Genomic DNA, 19,229 nt, shown 5'->3' with positions numbered 1-19,229 from the left:
TCAGGCCTTCTTCGGCGAGCGCAGCGCCCGCCGGATGATCTTGCCCGTCGCCGTGAGCGGCAGCTCCTTCACGAACTCGACGATGCGGGGATATTCGTGCGCGGCGAGCCGGGAGCGCACGTGCTCCTGGAGCTCCGCCTTGAGCGCGTCGCCCGGCGTGAACCCTTGCTTGAGGACGATGACGGCCTTCACCACTTCGGTGCGGACGGGATCGGGCTCACCGACCACTGCAGCGAGCGCCACGGCGGGATGGCGGGTGAGGCAGGCCTCGATCTCGCCCGGGCCGATGCGGTAGCCGCCGCTGGTGATCAGGTCGTCGTCGCGTCCGACGAAGCGGAAGTATCCGGCTTCGTCGCGCAAGCCGAGGTCGCCGCTGACCAGCCAGTCGCCGCGGAACTTGGCGCGCGTAGCGCTCTCGTTGCGCCAGTACTCGAGGAACATCACCGGGTCGGGTCGCTTGTACGCGATGCTCCCCAACTCGCCCGCGGGCAGCTCGCGACCCTGCTCGTCCACGATCGCCACGGTGTGCCCCGGAATGGCGGTGCCGGTCCAACCGGGCCGTACCGGTGGAAGCTCGGCGCCGTTTCCCACCACCAGGTTGCATTCGGTCTGTCCGTAGAATTCGTTGATGGTCAGACCCAGCGTGCTGCGTCCCCACTCGATCAGCTCCTCGCCGAGGCTCTCGCCGCCAGAGGCGAGGCTGCGGAGGCGAACGCCGGGATCGCGGGCGCCGGAGGCGCGGAGCAGCTTCAGCGCCGTCGGCGGCATGAAGACGTTGCGAACCTCGTGACGCGCCATCAGCCGCATGGCTTCGCCGGGATCGAACTTGCGCGGCCGGTGAGCGACGACGGTGATCCCGTGATGCCAGGCGGGCATCACCACGTCGAACAGCCCGCCGATCCAGGCCCAGTCCGCAGGCGTCCAGAAGCGGTCGCCGGGTTTGGGGAAACCGTCGTGCGGGTACTCGACGCCCGGGAGGTGACCGAGCAGGGTGCGGTGGGCGTGGAGCGCGCCCTTCGGCTGGCCGGTGGTGCCGCTGGTGTAGATGATCAGCGCCGGATCTTCAGCGCTGGTGTCGACGATCTGGAATCGATCCGACGCCTGCGCAGCCAGAGCGTGCAGATCGAGGGCGCCTTCCGCTTCTCCGTCGACGCAGAGCACCGTCTTCAAGTCGGGCAACGCATGGCGCAGCCGCGTGAGCTTGGGAAGTTGCTCCCGGTCGGTGACGATGGCGCGGGCGCCGCTGTTCTGCAGCCTGAACTCGAGCGCCTCCTCGCCGAAAAGCGTGAAGAGGGGGACGGAGATCATTCCCGCCTTCCAGGCCGCGGCGTGTGCGACGGCGGTCTCGTGACGCTGCGGGAGCAGGATGGCGATGCGATCGCCCCGCCGAAGTCCGCGCGCGACCAGTACGTTCGCCAGCCGGTTGGAGAGGGCGGAGATGGCGTCGAAGGTCAGCTCGCGCGTCTTGCCGGACGGCTCGATCTCGACGAGCGCCAGCGCGCCTCGATGGCGATCGGCGACGTCGGCGCCCATGTTGAAGCGTTCGGGAATCAGCCAGCGGAAGTCGACCATCAGAAGACCTGCGGTTTGGCATCTGCGGCGAGCGGGCTGACGTAGGGTTTTCCCTGCGTCGACCTGGCGAACTCCTGCTTTGCCTGCGCGACCGCCTGCGGACCGGTGAGGAGATCGACGAGCGACGCGCCCAGCACCTTCGCTGCTACGTGCATCCCCTTGAATCCGAGCGGGTGCGCGGCGCAGGAAGTCTGCGACCAGTGGTGCGAAGCGGTGCCGAGCGGACGGGCGGCGACGTTCAGCTCCGCGAGCGGGACCACGGCGCTGACTTCGCCGATGTCCGAGGACGCAGTGCTGCCGTGGCCGGGACCGAACGGGATCACTTCCGTCGCGAGGCCCGCCTGCGGTACGCCGATTTCCTTCTGCAGTGCCTTCGCGAAGGTCTGGTCCTTGTCGTCGAAGCGCGGTGGCCCCACTCGATCGAGCTCGGTCTGCATCACCTTTCCCAGGACTGCGTTGCTGAAGGGATCCCGGACCGAGGCGAGCACGCTGACCTTGGCCCGGGTCTCCGTCCCGAGCGCCGCGCCGTCGGCCGCCTTGCGCATGCGTCCGATCATCTCCTCCACGCTGGCAATGTTCTTGTCGCGCAGCCAGACCTGCACCTTGGAGTAGTCGGGGATCACGTTCGCCACCTTGCCGCCGTCCTTGATCACGCGGTGGATCCGCGCCGTGGGCTGGATGTGCTCGCGCATCAGCGACATCCCGTGCTCGAACAATTCCAGCGCATCGAGGGCGCTGCGGCCGAGCCACGGCGACGCAGCGGCGTGCGCTGTCTTGCCGAAGAACTCTACTTCCGTGGCGGTCAGCGCCAGCCGGGTCCCGTTGGAGATCTGGTTCTTGTCGTCGGGGTGCCAGGACAGGACGACATCGGTGTCCTTGAAAGCGCCGGCCATGATCATGAAGGTCTTGCCGATCAGGATCTCCTCGGCGGGCGTTCCGAAGACCTTGATGGTGCCGGGCAGCTTCTGCGAGATGCGCGCTTGGTTCGCGGCGACAGCGGCGGCGACAGCGGAGGTTCCGAGCAGGTTGTGCCCGCAGCCGTGCCCCGGCGCATCGGGCGTGCGCGGATCCTTTTTCGCCTCGCCGGCCTGCTGCGAGAGGCCGGGGAGCGCGTCGTACTCGGCGAGGATGCCGACGACGGGCGAGCCGGAACCGGCGGTGGCCACGAATGCCGTCGGCATCCCGCCGACGTTGCGCGCGATCTTGAAGTCCTCCTTCTCGAGCAGGTCCGCCATCATTCCCGCGGACTTCGTCTCCTGCAGGGCGGGCTCGGAGAACTCCCAGATCTGTCTCGCGACTTGCTCCCAGCGCGTGCGGGTCTGATCGAGATAGGCATCGGTCGCCGGCGTACCGGCGGCCACCAGAAGGGCGGCAATCGCGGCGGTCATACCTGCTGAGTACAAAATTCGGGGCCCGCCGGGAAGGGCGCCTATGCCGAGGCGTCTCGTGACGCGGTCGCGACCAGCGCCATCGCCGGGAGCTCGATGCCGCGCGGTGTCGCGAAGGGTACGAGCGCGGCGCGCAGATCGGCTTCGATCACCGGGCGGAGGCGTTCGGTCGCTTCGCCGGCGTCGCGGAGGATTGCCGCCGAAGGGCCGAGTTGGAGGAGCAGGCGCGCGGCGGCTTCGACCGTCGCGCCCGAGGGGTACGGCAAGCTCAAGGGTGTGACGCGCGGTCGCGAGAATCCGGCTCCCGCGAGCAGCTGCTCCAGGAGAGCGGGATCGGAGAGCGAGAACGGTCCCGGCCCCGACGTGGGTGGCGGGGGCGGCAGGTAAGCGGTGACAACGCGGAGCGGCACTTCCACCCATGCGTTCTGCCGCGCTGGTGCCCAGACCACGGCGGCAAATCGGCCGCCAGGGCGCAGGGCGCGGCGCAGGTTGGCGAAGGCGGCGGGCGGGTCGTCGAAGAACATCACGCCGAAGCGGGAGAAGCAGAGATCGAAGGCCGTGTCGAAGGCCTGGGTCTGCGCATCGGCGCTCAGGTATCGGACGTTGGCGGGCGCTTCGGCGCGCGCCGCGGCGAGAAAGGGCTCGCAGACGTCGACGCCGAGGACGCGTCCGGAAGGGCCGACCCGGAAGGCCAGATCGGTGGTCGTCGCGCCGAAGCCACATCCGACGTCCAGCGCGGAATCGCCTCTGGCCGGCGCGAGCGCGTCGATGGCTGCCCGACCGAACGGCGCCAAGGCCTTCTCCAACTCGCCGCGGAGGGCGAGGAAGCGCGGCGCGTTGACTTCGTTCCAGATCCGGTTCTGCTCTTCGTTCGCCATGGGTCGATGAGCTTACCGGACCGCAATACCGTGGCGCTGCAGGATCTCGCGAACGCGTTCCAGCGGTAACGCCTCGACGGTCCGGCGGGCGCTGCGCACGGTAGTGGCGCGGAAGAGGGAATTGTAGATCGCCTCCTCAGTGGCTTCGACGGTCGCCTCGAAGAGCGGTGAAAGCGCATCGTTGGGCAGCGGCGCCGAGCCTCGAGCGGTGGAAAAGGCGATCACGAAGTCTCCGGAGCCATTGGTCATCGGACTTCCCGTGCGACCCACCCCAAGCAGTGCGCGCCGGCCCACCCGCTCGAGCTCGCGGTGGTCCAGCGGTGCGTCGGTGGCGATCACCACGACGATGCTCCCGGTTTCCCCCTCGAGAAAATACCTCCCCAGCTCCAGGCCCACCGGCGCACCCGCGATGGTCAGGATGCCTCCGAAATTGCTTTGGACGAGAGCGCCGAGCGTCCAGCCTCCCAGCTTCTTCGTCAGCCTGCGGCTCGACGTCCCGATTCCGCCCTTCCAGCCGAAGGCCACGGTCCCGCGCCCCGCGCCCACGCTGCCTTCCTCGACGGGGCCCTCCTTCGCGCTGCGCAGTGCCTCCAATATGTCGCTCGCGGCAATCGGGCGCTGCCGGATGTCGTTGAGGGTGCCATCGTTGGTCTCCGCAATCAGCGGGTTCACCGAGCGGACCTCCTCGTTCCCGGGCAGGGAGAGAAGCCAGGCGGCGGTCGCGTCCCAGGCTTTGCCGACACAGAGCGTACACGTGAGCACGACCGGGGACTCCAGCTCGCCCAGTTCGTTGACTTGAAGCGCGCCAGCGAGCTTGCCGAAGGCATTTCCAACCACGACCGCGGCAGCCACCTTCTCGCGGAAGATGTTTCCGGCGTGCGGCAGCACGACCGTGACTCCGGTGTTGACGGACGGAAGCGGCTCGCCGCGCACCACGGTCGCATGCCCGACCCGAACCCCGGCCACGTCGGTGATCGAATTCAGCGGGCCGCTCTCGAGGATTCCGACCCGCACGCCCCACTCCCGGATGCGTGGCCGCGGCAGCGCCGCCTCGGCGGCTACAACTTCGGCGAGGACGAGCGCCAGCAGCATCAGCCTCCCGGGACGAGGATGCAGCGTGCACGCAACATGTTTACGCCAATCGCCGGCATTGGCGACTTGAAAGGGCGGGACACCTATCGCCGTCCGACCCTCTCCGTAAGGAGCCGGAGTTCATTCCGCTATCAAGCCTCACACGGTTCCGACGCGGGTGCGCCTTTCGAGCAACTTTGCTGCAGCCGCAGCAAGGACGGAGACTCCCGTCAATGCGGCGGCAATCTTGTTCATCTGCACGCTGTAGAAAAACGACTGATAGAAAGGGTCAGTTGCTGGCGCGCGATCCCAGTACTGCAGCATTAGAGGGACCTTGCCGCTGGCCGAGAGGAACCAGAACAACGCCCCGGCGAACCCCGTCGCAATAGAAATCAACTCGAGAATCGTCGCCATGGCTGCGAACAGTAGCAGCAAGGCCGGGCGCTGCCGTTCCTTTTACTCAGCGTCCACGCGTCGCACGTGCCTTGGCACCTTCCCGCTAAATGGCGAGAGCGCGCGCCGCGAACTTGGGAGTCCCGAGTCGGCACGCCGCGCGATGGGCACCCACGCAAAGGAGCCACCACTGCGCTTTGGCGACGAGCCGTGGGCCCTGGTCGTCCGGCCAGGCGGAGCACCGCGGATCCGGCCCTTCGGGCGGGATCTGCTTTTCGCGAGCTCCGTGGATGGCCCAGTTGTCGAGCACGTACCGGATGGCGTGGAACGCCTCGCGCGGAGAGCGAAGCAGGTGCACGTGGTAGCGATCGGCAAAGACGGGGCCGCGGCGCGACATCACTTTGTTCAGCGACCTCGCCATCCGCACCTCGAGTCCCTTCATTGCCCGGCCAAGCGCGACCACGTCGGGAGCCTCGACGATCATGTGGATGTGGTTGCCCTGCACGGAGAATTGGACGAGCCGATAGCCGAACTTTTCGCATCCGGCGGCGAATGCGCGCTTCAGTGCACGGAAGCATCGATGCGTGCGCAGATTCCAGACTTCGCGGCGCACGCGAACGGTGACGTGTAGCGCGCCTTGGCGGAACTTCTTTCGCGGCCGGTGCTGAACGTTCTTGCGCGGAGATTTCCGCTTCCGGCCCGCGCCTTTGCGGGCGCCTCCCCAGCGCGGAAGCGGGAGCTCCTGTTGGATCGCCTTCATGATCCGCAGCGTACGGGTGGGGTCTGACACGCCCGTCACCGCATGACGCCGGTCGCGGCTACGTTGGCCGCGCCGCCAGAGAATGAATGTCCGCCCAATCATCTTGAAAGGGCGGACATGCCTTCGGCCCGGGCGACTCGGCCGGGGCCGGGGAGCGACGGCGACGATCAGAATCGAGCCCGTCCGTGAAACGGTCAGAGCGCAAGGTTCCCCCGCTCTCCGGTCCGGAGCCGCACTGCCTCCACCACCTCGACGACGAAGATCTTCCCATCCCCGAGGTTGCCCGTCTTGGCGCTGCGCTCGATGGCGTCGATGGCCTGCCCGACGAAGTCGTCCTGGACCACGACCTCCACCTTGATCTTCGGGACGAAGTCCACGATGTACTCCGCCCCGCGATACAGCTCCTTGTGGCCCTTCTGGCGGCCGAAGCCTTTCACCTCGCTCACCGTCATTCCGCTCACGCCGACAGAGTTGAGCGCCTCCTTCACCTCGTCGAGCTTGGAGGGACGGATGATGGCCTCGATCTTCTTCATCCTTGCCTCAGCTCTTCCCCAGCGCGCTCATCAAGGCGCTGCTGCTGCTCCGCCGGGAGAGCTCTTCGCGGGGGGCGCCGCCGACGTGCTCGCCGACGATCGAGCCGCCGAGGGCGTATGCGTTCTCGGAATGCTGTGAAAGGTCGAGGCCGGTCACTTCGTCGTCCGAGCTGACGCGGATGCCAACCAACGCATCGACGACCTTCAGGATCACGAACGTCATCGGTGCGGCCAGCAGGATGGTCGCGAGCACCGCTACGAGCTGCGTCCAGAATTGGCCGGGGTTTCCGTGGAACAGTCCGTCCGCGCCGCCGCCGTTCACTGCTTTCCAGGCGAACAGTCCGGTGGCCAGCGCGCCCCAGGTGCCGCCCACGCCGTGGACGCCGACCACGTCGAGCGAGTCGTCGTACCCGAGCCGCGCCTTGAGATGGCAGCCGGCGAAGCAGAGGATTCCGGCCACGCCGCCGATCACCATCGCGGCCAGGGGGCCGACAAAGCCGCAGGCCGGAGTGATGGCCACGAGGCCCGCGACCGCGCCGGATGCCGTGCCGAGCGCCGTCGGTTTGCCTCGCAGCTTCCACTCCGCCGCCATCCAGCCCAGCGCGGCCGCCGCCGCCCCGGTGTTGGTGGTGAGGAACGCGCTGGCGGCGACCCCGGACGCCTCCAACGCGCTGCCTGCATTGAACCCGAACCAGCCGAACCAGAGCAGCCCCGCGCCGATCAGCGTCAGCGGCAGGTTGTGGGGCGGCATCGGAGTGTGCGGATAGCCTCTCCGTTTGCCGATCATCAGCGCGCAGACCAGCGCGGAAGTGCCGGAGGAGAGGTGGACGACGGTGCCGCCGGCGAAGTCGAGCGCGCCCAGCTTGCGGAGGAAACCGCCCTCCGCCCAGACCCAGTGCGCGAGCGGGTCGTAGACCAGCGTGGACCAGAGGATGATGAAGAGAAGGTAGGCGGCGAATCGCTTCCGCTCGGCGAAGGCGCCGGTGATCAGCGCGGGGGTGATCACCGCGAACATCATCTGGAAGAGCATGAAGGCCTGGTGCGGGATCGTCGGCGCGTAACCCGATGGCCCGGGACCGACGCCGCGCAGCCCGACCCACTCCAGGCCGCCGATCAGCCCGCCCTTGTCGGGCCCGAACGCGAGCGAGTATCCGAACAGCACCCACTGCAAGGAGATGACGCAGAGTGCGGCGAGCGACTGCACCAGCGTGGAGAGCACGTTCCGCTGCCGGACCATCCCGCCGTAGAAGAGCGCGAGACCGGGCATCGTCATCAAGAGGACGAATGCGGAGCAGATGAGAACCCACGCGGTGTCGCCCTTGTCGAGGGCCGCAATCGGCATTCTTCCTCCTTGCGGCGGGGAGTCCGCCGCTGGTGCTGAGCGCAAAGCGTGCAAACGCAGGACCACTTTAGCCGCCACGCGCGCCGCTGCAGTGGAAATCCCGCCCTACAGGATCGGCGCACGATTTCGTCGGAAATGACCAAGATTGAGACAAAAGTGTCGGTATGGTGCGACGGGCTTGGTCCGAACACCCGAGAGACGCATCGCGGTGGCCGGAGCATGCCGTTCTCCGAGGGAAGTCGGGTCCGGGTTGGCGATCCTACAAAGGCGTATCTTCATGGGAAGTGCCAGACATTTTCGTCGCTGCTAACCGTTCGTCCGTGGCCGTGGCAGCAGCCAGCGAAGCACGCACGGACATCCGTTTCCTCTCGGTCCTCTCCGAGATTGGAAAGACCCTCGCCAGCGGTCCCGAGCTGCGCGGCTCGCTCGAGCGGGTGCTCGAGAAGCTCGAGCAGCATCGCGGCACCGTCCGCGCCGCCGTCTTCCTCCTCGACGAGTCCACCATCGAGATCGGCGTCGAGGCTGCGGTGGGCATTCCCGCAGACGGGCTTCGCGCCCGATACAAGGTCGGCGAAGGTGTAGTCGGCAAGGTGGTGCAGAGCGGGCGGCCCATCGTGATCCCGGCCACCGGACGGGAACCGCTGGTGATGAACCGCGCCTTCCAGCGTCGCTCGGGCTCTACCGAGTGGAGCCTGGTCTGCGTCCCCATCCTTCTCGAGCGCAAGCCGGCCGGCGCGCTCGCCGTCGACTTCCCCTTCGACGCCAACCGCGACTACCAGGCCGACGCGCAGTTCCTTTCCGTCGTCGCCTCCATGATCGCCCAGTCCCTCCGCGCCAATCGCACCATCGAGGCGGAGCGCAACCGCCTGCTCGCGGAGAACAGCCATCTGCGGCAGGAGCTGGAAGAGCGCTACGATCTGTCGAACATCGTCGGCACCAGCGGCCCGATGCGGCAGGTCTACGAGCAGATCGCGCAGGTGGCGCAGACCAACACTACCGTCCTGGTCCGCGGTGAGTCGGGCACCGGCAAGGAGCTGATCGCCCACGCCATCCACTACAACTCGCCGCGCGCGGCGAAGCCCTTCATCCGCGTGAGCTGCGCGGCGCTTCCGGACACGTTGATCGAGGCGGAATTGTTCGGGTACGAGCGCGGCGCCTTCACCGGCGCGCAGCAGCGCAAGCAGGGCCGGTTCGAGCTGGCGGAAGGCGGCACTCTCTTCCTCGACGAGATCGGCGAGATCCCGCTCCCCAGCCAGGTGAAGCTCCTGCGGGTTCTCCAGGAACGTGAGTTCGAGCGGCTCGGCGGCACCGAGACGGTGCGTGCCGACGTTCGCCTCGTCGCGGCCACCAACCGCGATCTGGAGGCGAGCATCAGCGAACGGCAGTTCCGCGAGGACCTCTACTACCGCCTCAACGTCTTCTCGATCTTCGTCCCGCCCCTGCGCGACCGCAAACCGGACATCATGCTGCTCGCGGACCACTTCCTCGCCAAGTACGCCCGCCAGCACAAGCGCCAGATCCGCCGCATCTCCACGCCGGCCATCGACATGCTCGTGAGCTACCACTGGCCGGGCAACGTGCGCGAGCTGGAGAACATCCTCGAGCGGGCGGTGCTCACCTGCGATGGGCAGGTGATCCACGGTCACCACCTACCGCCCACGCTGCAGACGGCGGAAGCGTCCGGCACCGTGATGCACACGTCGCTGTCCGACTCGGTGGAGCAGTACGAGAAGGACCTCATCGTCGACGCGCTGAAGAGCGCGCGCGGGAACCGCGCCAAGGCGGCGCGCCTGCTCGGCACCACCGAGCGGATCATGGGCTACAAGGTGCGCAAGTACGGTATCGACCCGGGTCGTTTCCGCGGATCGCAGGTCGTCACGCCGCCGCCGCCACGCTGGAAGTCAGTGGGCCGCTAGGCCGCGAAATTCGTCTGATCTTCGACACCCCTTCGCTTCCCTCGATGGCTAGATTCGCGCGCATCGGGGGGGGGGAACGCGTGCGCATTGCGTGGCTCGCGGCTGCGGCGTGTCTTGTTGGGGGCTGCAATACGTCTCGCTTTGCTGGTTATCAGCAGGGTGACGGCGGGATCCCAGACATCACCGATGCGGGGCAACTTGACGATCCGGTACCCGGCGCCGCGTCCAGCGACGAGTTGCCGCCGTCTTTGCGCGGCAACCTTGCCGGCGTGTACGCGGGCTGCGACACGTCGGGGTTCTGCCAGCTGAACGCGCCGATTGGAAACGACCTCACGGGGATCTCGGGATCCGACGCTCGCAATGGTTGGGCGGTCGGAACCAGCGGCATGGCGCTTCACTGGGACGGCGCGCGATGGAACGTCACTCGCACGCCGACGCGGGCGACGCTGCGCGCCGTCTGGACGCACGGTTCCGACGAAGCGTGGGCGGTGGGAAATGGTGGCGTCGCCCTGCATTGGGATGGCAAGCAATGGACGCAGGTCCCGAGCGGCGTCTCCGACAATCTGACCAGCGTCGCTGGCGTCGGCGCGGATGACGTCTGGGCCGTGGGAGCGGCCGTCGTGCTGCATTGGGACGGCAGCGCTTTTACGACATCACCAGGGTGGACGCCGGCGGTGTCCGATCCGTACTACCATAACGTTCCCGGGGCCCGAGTCGTCGCATTTTCCCGCGACAACGCCTTCGCCGTCAGCAGCGACGGAACGCAGCGCTGGAACGGGAGCACCTGGCTCAAGGAAGGATTGGGGGGTGGCTGGACCGTCCACCTCGCCGCGAGCGGCCCGGACGACATCTGGACGACCGGTCGCAGCGGAGGCATGAACCCGAACGGGACACGCGCGCACTTCGACGGAACGCGGTGGACGTCGGAGGGGTTCGTCCAGGCCGACAATTGCGACGGCCTTTGTCCGGTCCATTTTGAGGGGGGCGTCGGGGCCATCTGGACTTTTGGCGCCAACGACGTCTGGACGAATGGCAGGTCGCATTATGACGGCGCGAAATGGACGACGCTCCTGCCTGATCATCCGGAGCAGTCGGAGATGGCGGCTCTCGGCCACGACCTCGTCGGCATCACGCACGAGACCATTTCACGGATCAGTCTCTCCGCGACCGCAGCCGTCGCAACGACCACGGCGGGCATCATCGCGATGGGCGGCGAGCGCGCGAGCGACTTGTGGGGAATGGCTACGAACAACGACATCTACCGATTCGACGGAAGGCGGTGGTCATTTGTCGCGCCCGCCGCGTACTTCGCAGGATTTTCCGGAGCGGCCCTGGGCAGCGGCTCACGCGACGTGTGGTTCGTGTACGGCGACCTCTGGCATTGGGATGGTTCCGCGTGGACGAAGTTGGACCTTGGCGGAATGGTCGGATCCGGCATCTCGCTCGGCCCCGCCAAGGCGGCCTTTCTCGTCGATCAGATGCCCGAGCAGGTGGTCCACGTGAAGTCGTACGACGGCACGGCCTGGCATGACCTGGGCGGATGTGGCGGCGACTGGATGTATTCCCTCTCTGGGACGGCGAATGATCTCTGGGCTAGTGGGGAGACCGGCCAGGGTTCCAACCGACGCGGGGTCATCTGGCATTGGGACGGGTCGGCGTGGAAGAAACTGTACGAAAGCCCGATGCCGTCGAGAACCATCTACTCCGTGTCTTCGCCGATGCGAGGCGTCGCCTGGGCCGTCGAACGCGTCGAGAGTCAGTTGCCGTTCACCGCCCGGGTCCTGCGCTGGGACGGCATCGCTTTTCAGGAAGCGGGGGAGTTTCCTACGCTTGCGGTCGTGGCTCGCTCGGACGACGATGTCACGACGGTCGATCGCATGGACCAGGATGTCTCGGTCCATCACTTCGACGGCAAGTCGTGGACGATGGAGCGACTGTTCACCGGTGGCGCCAGCGCGCAATACTTCCCGCTGCCGGATGGGCGATCGTATTTTCTCACCGGCCGCGGTGCGATGTTCGTCCGTCACTGAGTCCTGCGCCGCCAGGCGGCGAGCAGGTTCGATACGATCTCGTCGACACCGACGCCTTTCGTCACCTCAGCAAACACGGTAGGGCCGTCGCCGCGCATCCGGCGCGCGTCCCGGTCCATGACTGACAGATCCGCACCGACGTGGGGCGCCAGATCCGTCTTGTTGATCACCAGCAGATCCGACTGCGTAATCCCCGGGCCGCCTTTGCGCGGGACCTTGTCTCCGCCCGCTACGTCGATGACGTAGATGGTGTAGTCCGCGAGCTCGCGGCTGTACTGCGCCGCCAGATTGTCCCCACCGCTCTCCACGAACAGCAGATCGGGATGCACCTCCTCCATCAACTGCTCGAGCGCGAGCAGGTTGTGGCTGATGTCCTCCCGGATCGCCGCGTGCGGGCAGCCGCCCGTCTCCACCGCGCGGATCCGCTCCCGCGGCAGCGCCTCGTTGCGCACCAGGAACTCGGCGTCCTCCCGGGTGAAGATGTCGTTGGTCACCACTCCGAGGCTGACGCGGTCGCGCAGCGCACGGCAGAGGGCCAGCACCAGCGCCGTCTTCCCGCTGCCGACGGGGCCTCCGACCCCAACCGTGAAGGCGCGCGCGCTATAGTCGCGCCGCCTCGGCGTCTCGCGCTCGTGGAAGTGGCCGGGATGATCCGCATGCTCGTGCTCGCCCTCGTGCGCCATCGGTGACCTCCGTCAGGACTGGAAGAGCCGTGAATAGAGCCGGTCGTGAGTTCCCTGCAGCAGATCGGCCAACGGCGCGGCTTGCGCCAGGTCTTCGACGCCCAGGCCGCCGCAGGCCCGGTGAACCTCGTCGAGCACGTGCCCGAGCTGCGCGAGCAGCGCCTGCGCTTCGTGCGTCCCCACCAGCCCGAGCCGCACCGCGGCGGACAACACGTTGCGCGCGGTGCTCCAGAGGAGGACGCGCTGCGCATCGTCCAGCCCGAGACCGAGCGCATGCCAGACCGCGCCCCAGAGCGGGGCGAAGTGCTGCTTCAGACCCGTCGCCCGCGCGTGCACCGGGCCAACCCGCTGCGGAAACACCCGCGCCGCCGTCGAAACAAACGCGCGTCCCTGCGTCCGGCTCGCGCGGTTCGCGACGTGGTTCACGAGAAACGTCTCGGCGCGCCGGTCGAGCCGAGGCAATGCCGAGGGATCCTCGAACGCCGCGCGCACCAGCGGCAACGCGCCCCACCCGGCTTGCCAGATCGCATCGCGGACGAACCGCGCGACGCCTTCGGGGCCTTCGACCTCACGCGCCTGGGCCGCCGCTTCCAGGCCTGCCGAGTGCGCGAAGCCCCCGGTTGGAAACGCGGAATCCGCCAGCTGGAGCACTGTCCACATGCGCGCTCCTCAGAACAGCGAGTACCTCTGCGACAGGGGCAGCCGCGTGGCGGGCTCGCACCGCAACACCTCGCCGTCGGCCCGCACCTCGTAGCTCTCCGGATCCACCTCCAGCTTCGGCAGCGCGTCGTTCAGCTTCATGTCGCGCTTGCCGAGCGACCTGCAGCCGCGCACCGCGTGCAGCCGCTTGCGCAACCCGAGCGGCGTCACCGTGCCGTCGTCGAGCGCCCGCCGCGAAACGAACGCGAGGCTGATCGCTCCCGGCGCCCGCGCCCCGAACATCGGGCGCATCAGCAGCGGTTGGGGCGTGGGGATCGACGCTCCCGCATCCCCCATCTGCGCCCAGGCGATGAATCCTCCCTTGATCACCAGCTCCGGCTTGATCCCGAAGAACGCCGGCTTCCAGAGCACCAGGTCGGCAAGCTTCCCGATCTCCACCGAGCCGACCGCGTCGGCGAATCCATGCGCGATGGCCGGATTGATCGTGTACTTCGCCACGTACCGGCGGATGCGCAGGTTGTCGTTCTCTCCGTGCTCCCCGGCCAGCCGCCCGCGCTGCTCGCGCATCTTGTGGCCGGTCTGCCAGGTGCGCGTGATCACTTCGCCGACGCGGCCCATCGCCTGGCTGTCGCTCGACATCATGCTGATGGCGCCCAGATCGTGGAGGATGTCCTCGGCGGCGATGGTCTCCCCGCGGATGCGGCTCTCCGCGAAGGCGACGTCCTCGACGATCTCGCGATCGAGATGGTGACAGACCATCAGCATGTCGAGGTGCTCGTCGAGCGTGTTCACGGTGAAGGGCCGGGTCGGGTTCGTCGAGGACGGGAGCACCGAGGCGACGCCGCAAACGCGGAGGATGTCCGGCGCATGCCCTCCACCTGCGCCCTCCGAGTGATAGGTGTGGATGGTGCGCCCCTTGAAGGCGGCGATCGAGTCGTCGACGAATCCCGACTCGTTGAGCGTGTCGGTGTGGATGGTCACCTGCACGTCCTCGCCTTCGGCGACGGAGAGGCAGCAGTCGATGGCCGCGGGGGTCGTGCCCCAGTCCTCGTGCAGCTTCAGCCCGATGGCGCCAGCGCGAATCTGATCGAGCAATCCTTCGGGCCGCGAGGTGTTCCCCTTGCCGGTGAACCCGACGTTCAACGGCAGGTCGTCCACCGCCTGCAGCATGCGGGCAAGGTTCCACGCTCCGGGAGTGCAGGTCGTCGCGTTGGTTCCCGTCGCCGGCCCCGTCCCTCCGCCGACCCAGCTGGTGATGCCGCTCGCGATCGCGTCCGGCGCCTGCTGTGGACTGATGAAGTGGATGTGCGTATCGATCCCCCCGGCGGTGAGGATCAGGCCTTCGCCGGCGATCGCTTCCGTCGTGACGCCGACCACCATCCCGGGCGTCACGTCCGCCATGGTGTCGGGGTTGCCCGCCTTCCCGATGCCGGCGATGCGGCCGTCCTTGATCCCGACGTCCGCCTTGTAGATTCCCGTCCAGTCGAGGATCAGCGCGTTGGTGATCACGCAGTCGAGCGCCTCGGGGTCGGTGGCACCCGCCTTCTGCCCCTGGCCGTCGCGCAGGACCTTCCCGCCGCCGAACTTGCACTCGTCCCCATACGACGTCAGATCCCGCTCGACCTCGGCGATCAGCGCCGTGTCTCCGAGCCGTACGCGATCGCCCGTGGTTGGTCCGTACAGGTCCGCGTAATGGCGTCGCTCGATCCGCCGGCTCACGGCTTCTCCTCCGCGTGCCCGAATCCGCGGGAGGCGACGGCGTCGAGGAAGCGCGCCTGGTTCTCCCGGGTGGTCGGACCGTCGCCAAGCGAGTTTCCGCCGCGCACGATGCGCGCGCCGGCAAACGCGACGAGCTGCACGGTGCGGCTCTCGCCGGGTTCGAACCGGACCGCCGTCCCCGCAGGAATGTCGAGCCGCTTTCCGTAGGCGCGCCCGCGGTCGAACACCAGGGCCCGGTTCGTTTCCGCAAATGGATAGTGACTGCCCACCTGGATGGGCCGGTCGCCGCGATTCACCACCTTGAGCGCCACCGCCTCCCGCCCGGCGTTCAGCTCGATCTCACCGGAAGTAGCCAGCACCTCTCCGGCCACCGGCTCCTCGCGCGCGGCGGCGAACTTCGACGCGTCCGGCGGAGGCAGGAAACTGCCGTAAAGGGCCAGCGCGAGATCTCCCTGCTCGAGCGCGACGGGATGGTGGACGGTGACCAGCTTCGTCCCGTCCGGGAATGTCCCTTCCACCTGCACTTCCAGGATCATCTCCGGCACGCCGGACAGCACCTGGGCGCGCCCGAGCATGCGGCGCCCGAGATCCATCAGCTCGGCCACGCTGCGGCCGTCCCGAATCAACTCCAGAAGTTGCGTCGAGATCAGCGCGACCGCCTCCGGCTGGTTCAGGCGCAGCCCGCGCGCGAGCCGCTTCTGCGCCAGGACGCCGGCGCCGTGCAACACCAGCTTGTCCACTTCGCGGGGCGTCAGGTGCATGCGAGCACTCCTTTCAGGCGCGGCGCGCCCAGGGATCGTCTCCGAGCAGCGCGGGAATTCCGGCGAGACGGGAGCGCAGGGAGCGGACCAGCTCCTCGACCGATTCGGCGGCGAGACGGACGACGAGCCCGCCGCCTGCGAGCGCGCTCGCGGACTCGAGCACCGGCGCGCGTGCCGCGGGTGGCTGCGAGTCGAGCGCCGCGCGCCACTTCTCGGCCACCGTCGCGAACAACGGCCCGACGAGTAGCGCCGTGGCGAGGGCTTCGAAGCGGCCCAGACGCGAGCGCAGCGCGCCATGCGAGGGATCGAGGAGCCAGCACTCGTCGAGGAACGTCCGCCCATCTCGCCGCGCCGTGAGGGCGAGCGAGCAGCGATCGAGCGCCCAACGCTCTCCGCGGGCGATGCGGCCCGCCGAAAGGACGTCCCAGAGCGCGACGGAAGCGCCGTCCGCGAGCGCCACGTCGATGCGCTGCCGGAAGCGAGCGCCCGCGAAACAAGCCGTCGGATCCGGCGCCAGGACCAGCGCCCCGCCAGGAGCGATCTCGACCGCGGTCTCGCTCTCGCAGCCCCGCGGCGATCGGTAGATGCGCGTGGGTCCCTGAGAGGAGACGAACGCGCGCGCTCCCTCGGCGACGGAGATCCGCAGCCGCACCCGATCCCCGTCCACGAAGCCGCCACCCAGGGTGGCGTAGGCGGCGCCGACCACCGTGGCGGCGCCCGCGCGCTCGAACGACAACACGCCGTGCGCGATCTGCGGCACGGCCCGCGTTCTATCAGACGGAAAGGTGTTTTCCGACCTGCGCGGGATCCAGCTCCGCCGCGCGCCCGCGCATGACGATCTCGCCGCGCGAGAGAACCACGCAGTGCTCGGCGAGCTCGAGGGCGAAGTCGAGGTACTGCTCGACGAGGAGGATCGTCATCTGCCGCTCGAGCAGCTTTCGCAGGACGCGTCCAATCTCCTTGATTGTCGAGGGCTGGATTCCCTCCGTGGGCTCGTCCAGCAGCAGTACCCGCGGGCGGGGGACCAGCGCCCGGGCAATGGCGAGCTGCTGCTGCTGGCCACCGGAAAGATCGCCGCCCCGGCGCCTTTGCATGGTGCGCAGGATGGGAAAGAGCTGCTCCAGCTCTTCGCGGGGCGTGACCTCGCCACGGCGTGCCGCCGCCTCGGCGACGACGAGGTTCTCGGCCACCGTCAGGCGCGAGAAAATCTCCCGCCCTTGTGGAACGTACCCGATTCCGCGGCGGGCGCGCTCGTAGACCGGCATCGCGGTGACGTCCTCGCCGTCCAGGACCACTGTCCCTGAGCGCACCGGCAGCTCGCCCATCAGGCACCGCAAGAGCGTGGTCTTGCCCACGCCGTTCCGGCCGAGCAGGGCGGTGCAGGCGCCGGTGGGGATCTCCAGATCGATTCCCCGCAGGATGTGGCTTCCACCGTAATACTGGTTGAGCCCGCGCACGTTCAGCATCAGCGCCCCAGGTAGACTTCGACGACGCGCGGATCTTCGCGCACCACCTCGAGCGTCCCCTCCGCCAGAAGCCGCCCTTCGTGAAGCACCGTGATCTTCTGGCCGATGCTCTCGACGAAGTGCATGTCGTGCTCCACCACCACCAGGAGCGCAAGAGCTCCCCGGTGCGCGCCGTGTCGTCGTCGCTCATTCCGGCCACCGGCTCGTCGAGGAGGAGCAGCCGCGGGTCCTGCACGAGCAGCATGCCGATCTCCAGCCACTGTTTCTCGCCGTGCGAGAGGAGATCGGCCTTCTGGTCCGCCTTCCGTCGCAGGCCGATCACCTCGAGGACCTCGTCGATGCGCGCGTCCTGCTCCGGGGTGCGTTGCGCGCCCAGGGTGGGAAAGACGCGCTTGTCGGTCTTCAGCGCCACCTCCAGGTTCTCGAACACGGTGTGGTTCCTGAAGATGGTCGGCTTCTGGAACTTGCGTCCGATCCCCGCCCGCGCGATTTCGGGCTCCGACATGCGCGTGAGGTCGTGCGCATTGCCGAAGTGCGCCTCGCCAGCGTCGGGGCGGGTCTTGCCGGTGATGACGTCCATCATGGTGGTCTTGCCGGCGCCGTTGGGCCCGATGATGCAGCGCAGCTCGCCCGGGTCGACGATCAGGCTCAGGCTGTCGAGGGCCTTGAACCCGTCGAAGCTGACGGTCACGCCGTCGAGGTAGAGGATCGGTCCCTGCGCCGTGTCGAGGTTCACTTGCTCTCCCGACGCAAAAGGCCGAGCACGCCGTCGGGCAGCCAGCGCGTGACCACGATGAAGAGGAGCCCCAGCGCGTAGAGCCACATCTCGGGCGCGGCGACCGTCAGCCAGCTCTTGGCGCCATTGATCAGCGCCGCTCCCAGGATCGGGCCGAGCAGGGTGCCACGGCCGCCGACCGCCACCCAGATGGCGATCTCCACGGAGTTCGCCGGCGACATTTCCGACGGATTGATGATTCCGACCTGCGGCACATAGAGGGCGCCGGCGACGCCGCAGATGGCCGCGGAGAGCGTCCAGACGAAGAGCTTGAACCCCACCGGGTCGTAGCCGCAGAAACGGACCCGGTCCTCCGCATCGCGGATGGCGGTGAGCACGCGTCCGAACTTCGAGCGCACCAGCAGGCGGCAGCCGATCAGCGCGACCAGGAGCCAGGTGGCAGAGAGCGCGAACAACGCCACGCGCGTGCGGGGGCTGGCGAGGTGGAACCCGAGGATGCGCTTGAAGTCGGTGAAGCCGTTGTTCCCGCCGAATCCGGTCTGGTTCCGGAAGAACAGGAGCATGAAGGCGAACGTGAGGGCCTGCGTGATGATGGAGAAGTAGACGCCCCGGATGCGGGAACGGAACGCGAACCAGCCGAAGACGAAGGCGATCAGCGAGGGTGCGACGACCACCAGCAGCGCCTGCTGGAGAAAATGCTCCGAGCCCTGCCAGTACCAAGGCAGCTGCTTCCAGTCGAGGAACACCATGAAGTCGGGCAGGATCGGGTCGCCATATACGCCCTCGCTGCCGATGGCGCGCATCAGGTACATGCCCATCGCGTAGCCGCCGAGCGCGAAGAAGAGCCCGTGGCCCAGGCTGAGGATGCCCGCGTATCCCCAGACCAGATCCATGGCGAGCGCCACGGTGGCGTAGCAGAGGATCTTGCCGCCCAGCGTGACTGCGTAGTCTCCGACGTGCCAGGCGCTCGAGGCAGGCACGGCGAGGTGCAGCACCGGCACGACGACGGCGAGCAGCGCGTATCCACCGAGCACGATGGTCCACGTCCGGCGTGGAAAGAGAGTTCGCAGTCCTGCCCCCGGCAGGGGCCACTGCGGCCAGGAGAAGTTCGCGCCCAGGCTGAGCAGCCTCCGCGTCATGGTGGCCATCAGTCGTCCGCCGCCCGCCCGCGCAGCGCGAACAGTCCCTGCGGACGCCGCTGGATGAAGAGGATGATGAACACAAGTACGACGATCTTCGCCAGCACCGCGCCCGCGACCGGTTCCAGGAACTTGTTCGCGAGGCCGAGTCCCGCCGCCGCCGCGATCGTGCCCGCCAGCTG

18 protein-coding genes and 1 pseudogene are annotated in these 19,229 nt (G+C 68.0%); 2 read left to right on the top strand and 17 right to left on the bottom strand.

All coding sequences use genetic code 11. From position 1 onward, the window contains the following. From E6J58_23240 to E6J58_23205, 8 genes are all read right to left on the bottom strand, one after another. A complete protein-coding gene (locus E6J58_23240) occupies window positions 1-1,572 on the bottom strand; it encodes an AMP-dependent synthetase (protein TMB32281.1) in 1,572 nt (523 codons plus the stop codon). After that, window positions 1,572-3,380: an amidohydrolase gene (locus tag E6J58_23235; protein ID TMB32280.1), complete on the bottom strand. Its 1,809-nt coding sequence runs from the start codon at window positions 3,378-3,380 to the stop codon at window positions 1,572-1,574. The genes E6J58_23240 and E6J58_23235 overlap by 1 nt, the downstream gene beginning before the upstream one ends. After that, window positions 3,002-3,838, bottom strand: a complete 837-nt coding sequence (locus E6J58_23230) for a class I SAM-dependent methyltransferase (protein ID TMB32279.1) — start codon at window positions 3,836-3,838, stop codon at window positions 3,002-3,004. Before E6J58_23230 ends, E6J58_23235 begins: the two co-directional genes overlap by 379 nt. A 12-nt stretch (window positions 3,839-3,850) precedes the next feature. Continuing rightward, complete coding sequence (locus E6J58_23225) at window positions 3,851-4,930, bottom strand: P1 family peptidase (protein TMB32278.1); 1,080 nt, start codon at window positions 4,928-4,930, stop codon at window positions 3,851-3,853. A gap of 138 nt (window positions 4,931-5,068) precedes the next feature. Next, entirely contained in the window at window positions 5,069-5,323 is a 255-nt protein-coding gene (locus tag E6J58_23220; protein ID TMB32277.1) for a hypothetical protein, read from the bottom strand. 85 nt (window positions 5,324-5,408) lie between these two features. After that, window positions 5,409-6,164 carry a hypothetical protein gene (locus E6J58_23215; protein ID TMB32276.1) on the bottom strand — a complete coding sequence of 252 codons (756 nt, stop codon included), beginning with the start codon at window positions 6,162-6,164 and terminating at the stop codon, window positions 5,409-5,411. A gap of 92 nt (window positions 6,165-6,256) precedes the next feature. Continuing rightward, window positions 6,257-6,595, bottom strand: coding sequence for a P-II family nitrogen regulator (locus E6J58_23210; GenBank protein TMB32275.1), 339 nt, complete (start codon window positions 6,593-6,595; stop codon window positions 6,257-6,259). A gap of 7 nt (window positions 6,596-6,602) precedes the next feature. Beyond that, on the bottom strand, window positions 6,603-7,937 hold the full coding sequence (locus E6J58_23205) for an ammonium transporter (GenBank protein ID TMB32274.1): 1,335 nt from the start codon (window positions 7,935-7,937) through the stop codon (window positions 6,603-6,605). Between the two features lie 164 nt (window positions 7,938-8,101). Between E6J58_23205 and E6J58_23200 the strand changes: the two genes are divergently transcribed. Continuing rightward, window positions 8,102-9,853, top strand: a complete 1,752-nt coding sequence (locus E6J58_23200; GenBank protein TMB32273.1) for a GAF domain-containing protein — start codon at window positions 8,102-8,104, stop codon at window positions 9,851-9,853. Between the two features lie 269 nt (window positions 9,854-10,122). Then, window positions 10,123-11,883, top strand: coding sequence for a hypothetical protein (locus tag E6J58_23195; GenBank protein ID TMB32272.1), 1,761 nt, complete (start codon window positions 10,123-10,125; stop codon window positions 11,881-11,883). Here E6J58_23195 and ureG read toward each other — a convergent pair. The 9 genes and pseudogenes from ureG to E6J58_23150 all read right to left on the bottom strand — a co-directional run. Continuing rightward, window positions 11,877-12,566 carry an urease accessory protein UreG gene (gene ureG, locus E6J58_23190; protein ID TMB32271.1) on the bottom strand — a complete coding sequence of 230 codons (690 nt, stop codon included), beginning with the start codon at window positions 12,564-12,566 and terminating at the stop codon, window positions 11,877-11,879. The genes E6J58_23195 and ureG overlap by 7 nt on opposite strands. A gap of 12 nt (window positions 12,567-12,578) precedes the next feature. After that, entirely contained in the window at window positions 12,579-13,226 is a 648-nt protein-coding gene (locus tag E6J58_23185) for an urease accessory protein UreF (GenBank protein ID TMB32270.1), read from the bottom strand. A 9-nt stretch (window positions 13,227-13,235) separates the two neighbouring features. Continuing rightward, window positions 13,236-14,945 (bottom strand): urease subunit alpha, encoded by a 1,710-nt coding sequence (gene ureC, locus E6J58_23180; protein TMB32269.1) that lies wholly within the window; start codon window positions 14,943-14,945, stop codon window positions 13,236-13,238. After that, window positions 14,942-15,706 carry an urease subunit gamma gene (locus E6J58_23175; protein ID TMB32268.1) on the bottom strand — a complete coding sequence of 255 codons (765 nt, stop codon included), beginning with the start codon at window positions 15,704-15,706 and terminating at the stop codon, window positions 14,942-14,944. Before E6J58_23175 ends, ureC begins: the two co-directional genes overlap by 4 nt. Before the next feature lie 13 nt (window positions 15,707-15,719). Further along, window positions 15,720-16,442 (bottom strand): urease accessory protein UreD, encoded by a 723-nt coding sequence (locus E6J58_23170; protein TMB32315.1) that lies wholly within the window; start codon window positions 16,440-16,442, stop codon window positions 15,720-15,722. 37 nt (window positions 16,443-16,479) lie between these two features. Further along, window positions 16,480-17,172 carry an urea ABC transporter ATP-binding subunit UrtE gene (gene urtE, locus E6J58_23165; GenBank protein ID TMB32267.1) on the bottom strand — a complete coding sequence of 231 codons (693 nt, stop codon included), beginning with the start codon at window positions 17,170-17,172 and terminating at the stop codon, window positions 16,480-16,482. Beyond that, window positions 17,172-17,995 (bottom strand): annotated as a pseudogene (gene urtD, locus E6J58_23160) (urea ABC transporter ATP-binding protein UrtD). The gene urtE and the pseudogene urtD overlap by 1 nt, the downstream one beginning before the upstream one ends. After that, a complete protein-coding gene (gene urtC, locus E6J58_23155) occupies window positions 17,905-19,047 on the bottom strand; it encodes an urea ABC transporter permease subunit UrtC (GenBank protein TMB32314.1) in 1,143 nt (380 codons plus the stop codon). The pseudogene urtD and the gene urtC overlap by 91 nt, the downstream one beginning before the upstream one ends. Before the next feature lie 8 nt (window positions 19,048-19,055). Further along, a partial coding sequence (locus E6J58_23150; protein ID TMB32266.1) for an urea ABC transporter permease subunit UrtB occupies window positions 19,056-19,229 on the bottom strand: 174 nt, incomplete at its 5' end.

The sequence above is a fragment of the Deltaproteobacteria bacterium genome (assembly GCA_005879535.1).
Lineage (GTDB): Bacteria > Myxococcota > Myxococcia > Myxococcales > 40CM-4-68-19 > 40CM-4-68-19.
The sequence above is the reverse complement of the archived record's forward strand: the minus strand, read 5'-3'. Positions and strand labels throughout refer to the sequence as shown.

Bases quoted from the DNA above. Each gene is read 5' to 3' on its own strand.
- ureG (TMB32271.1), bottom strand. From the start codon at position 12,566: ATGGCGCACGAGGGCGAGCACGAGCATGCGGATCATCCCGGCCACTTC.
- E6J58_23225 (TMB32278.1), bottom strand. From the start codon at position 4,930: ATGCTGCTGGCGCTCGTCCTCGCCGAAGTTGTAGCCGCCGAGGCGGCG.
- E6J58_23215 (TMB32276.1), bottom strand. From the start codon at position 6,164: ATGATTGGGCGGACATTCATTCTCTGGCGGCGCGGCCAACGTAGCCGC.
- E6J58_23185 (TMB32270.1), bottom strand. From the start codon at position 13,226: ATGTGGACAGTGCTCCAGCTGGCGGATTCCGCGTTTCCAACCGGGGGC.
- E6J58_23175 (TMB32268.1), bottom strand. From the start codon at position 15,706: ATGCACCTGACGCCCCGCGAAGTGGACAAGCTGGTGTTGCACGGCGCC.
- E6J58_23240 (TMB32281.1), bottom strand. From the start codon at position 1,572: ATGGTCGACTTCCGCTGGCTGATTCCCGAACGCTTCAACATGGGCGCC.
- E6J58_23210 (TMB32275.1), bottom strand. From the start codon at position 6,595: ATGAAGAAGATCGAGGCCATCATCCGTCCCTCCAAGCTCGACGAGGTG.
- urtC (TMB32314.1), bottom strand. From the start codon at position 19,047: ATGACGCGGAGGCTGCTCAGCCTGGGCGCGAACTTCTCCTGGCCGCAG.
- E6J58_23200 (TMB32273.1), top strand. From the start codon at position 8,102: ATGGTGCGACGGGCTTGGTCCGAACACCCGAGAGACGCATCGCGGTGG.
- E6J58_23205 (TMB32274.1), bottom strand. From the start codon at position 7,937: ATGCCGATTGCGGCCCTCGACAAGGGCGACACCGCGTGGGTTCTCATC.
- E6J58_23235 (TMB32280.1), bottom strand. From the start codon at position 3,380: ATGGGTGGAAGTGCCGCTCCGCGTTGTCACCGCTTACCTGCCGCCCCC.
- E6J58_23230 (TMB32279.1), bottom strand. From the start codon at position 3,838: ATGGCGAACGAAGAGCAGAACCGGATCTGGAACGAAGTCAACGCGCCG.
- urtE (TMB32267.1), bottom strand. From the start codon at position 17,172: ATGCTGAACGTGCGCGGGCTCAACCAGTATTACGGTGGAAGCCACATC.
- E6J58_23220 (TMB32277.1), bottom strand. From the start codon at position 5,323: ATGGCGACGATTCTCGAGTTGATTTCTATTGCGACGGGGTTCGCCGGG.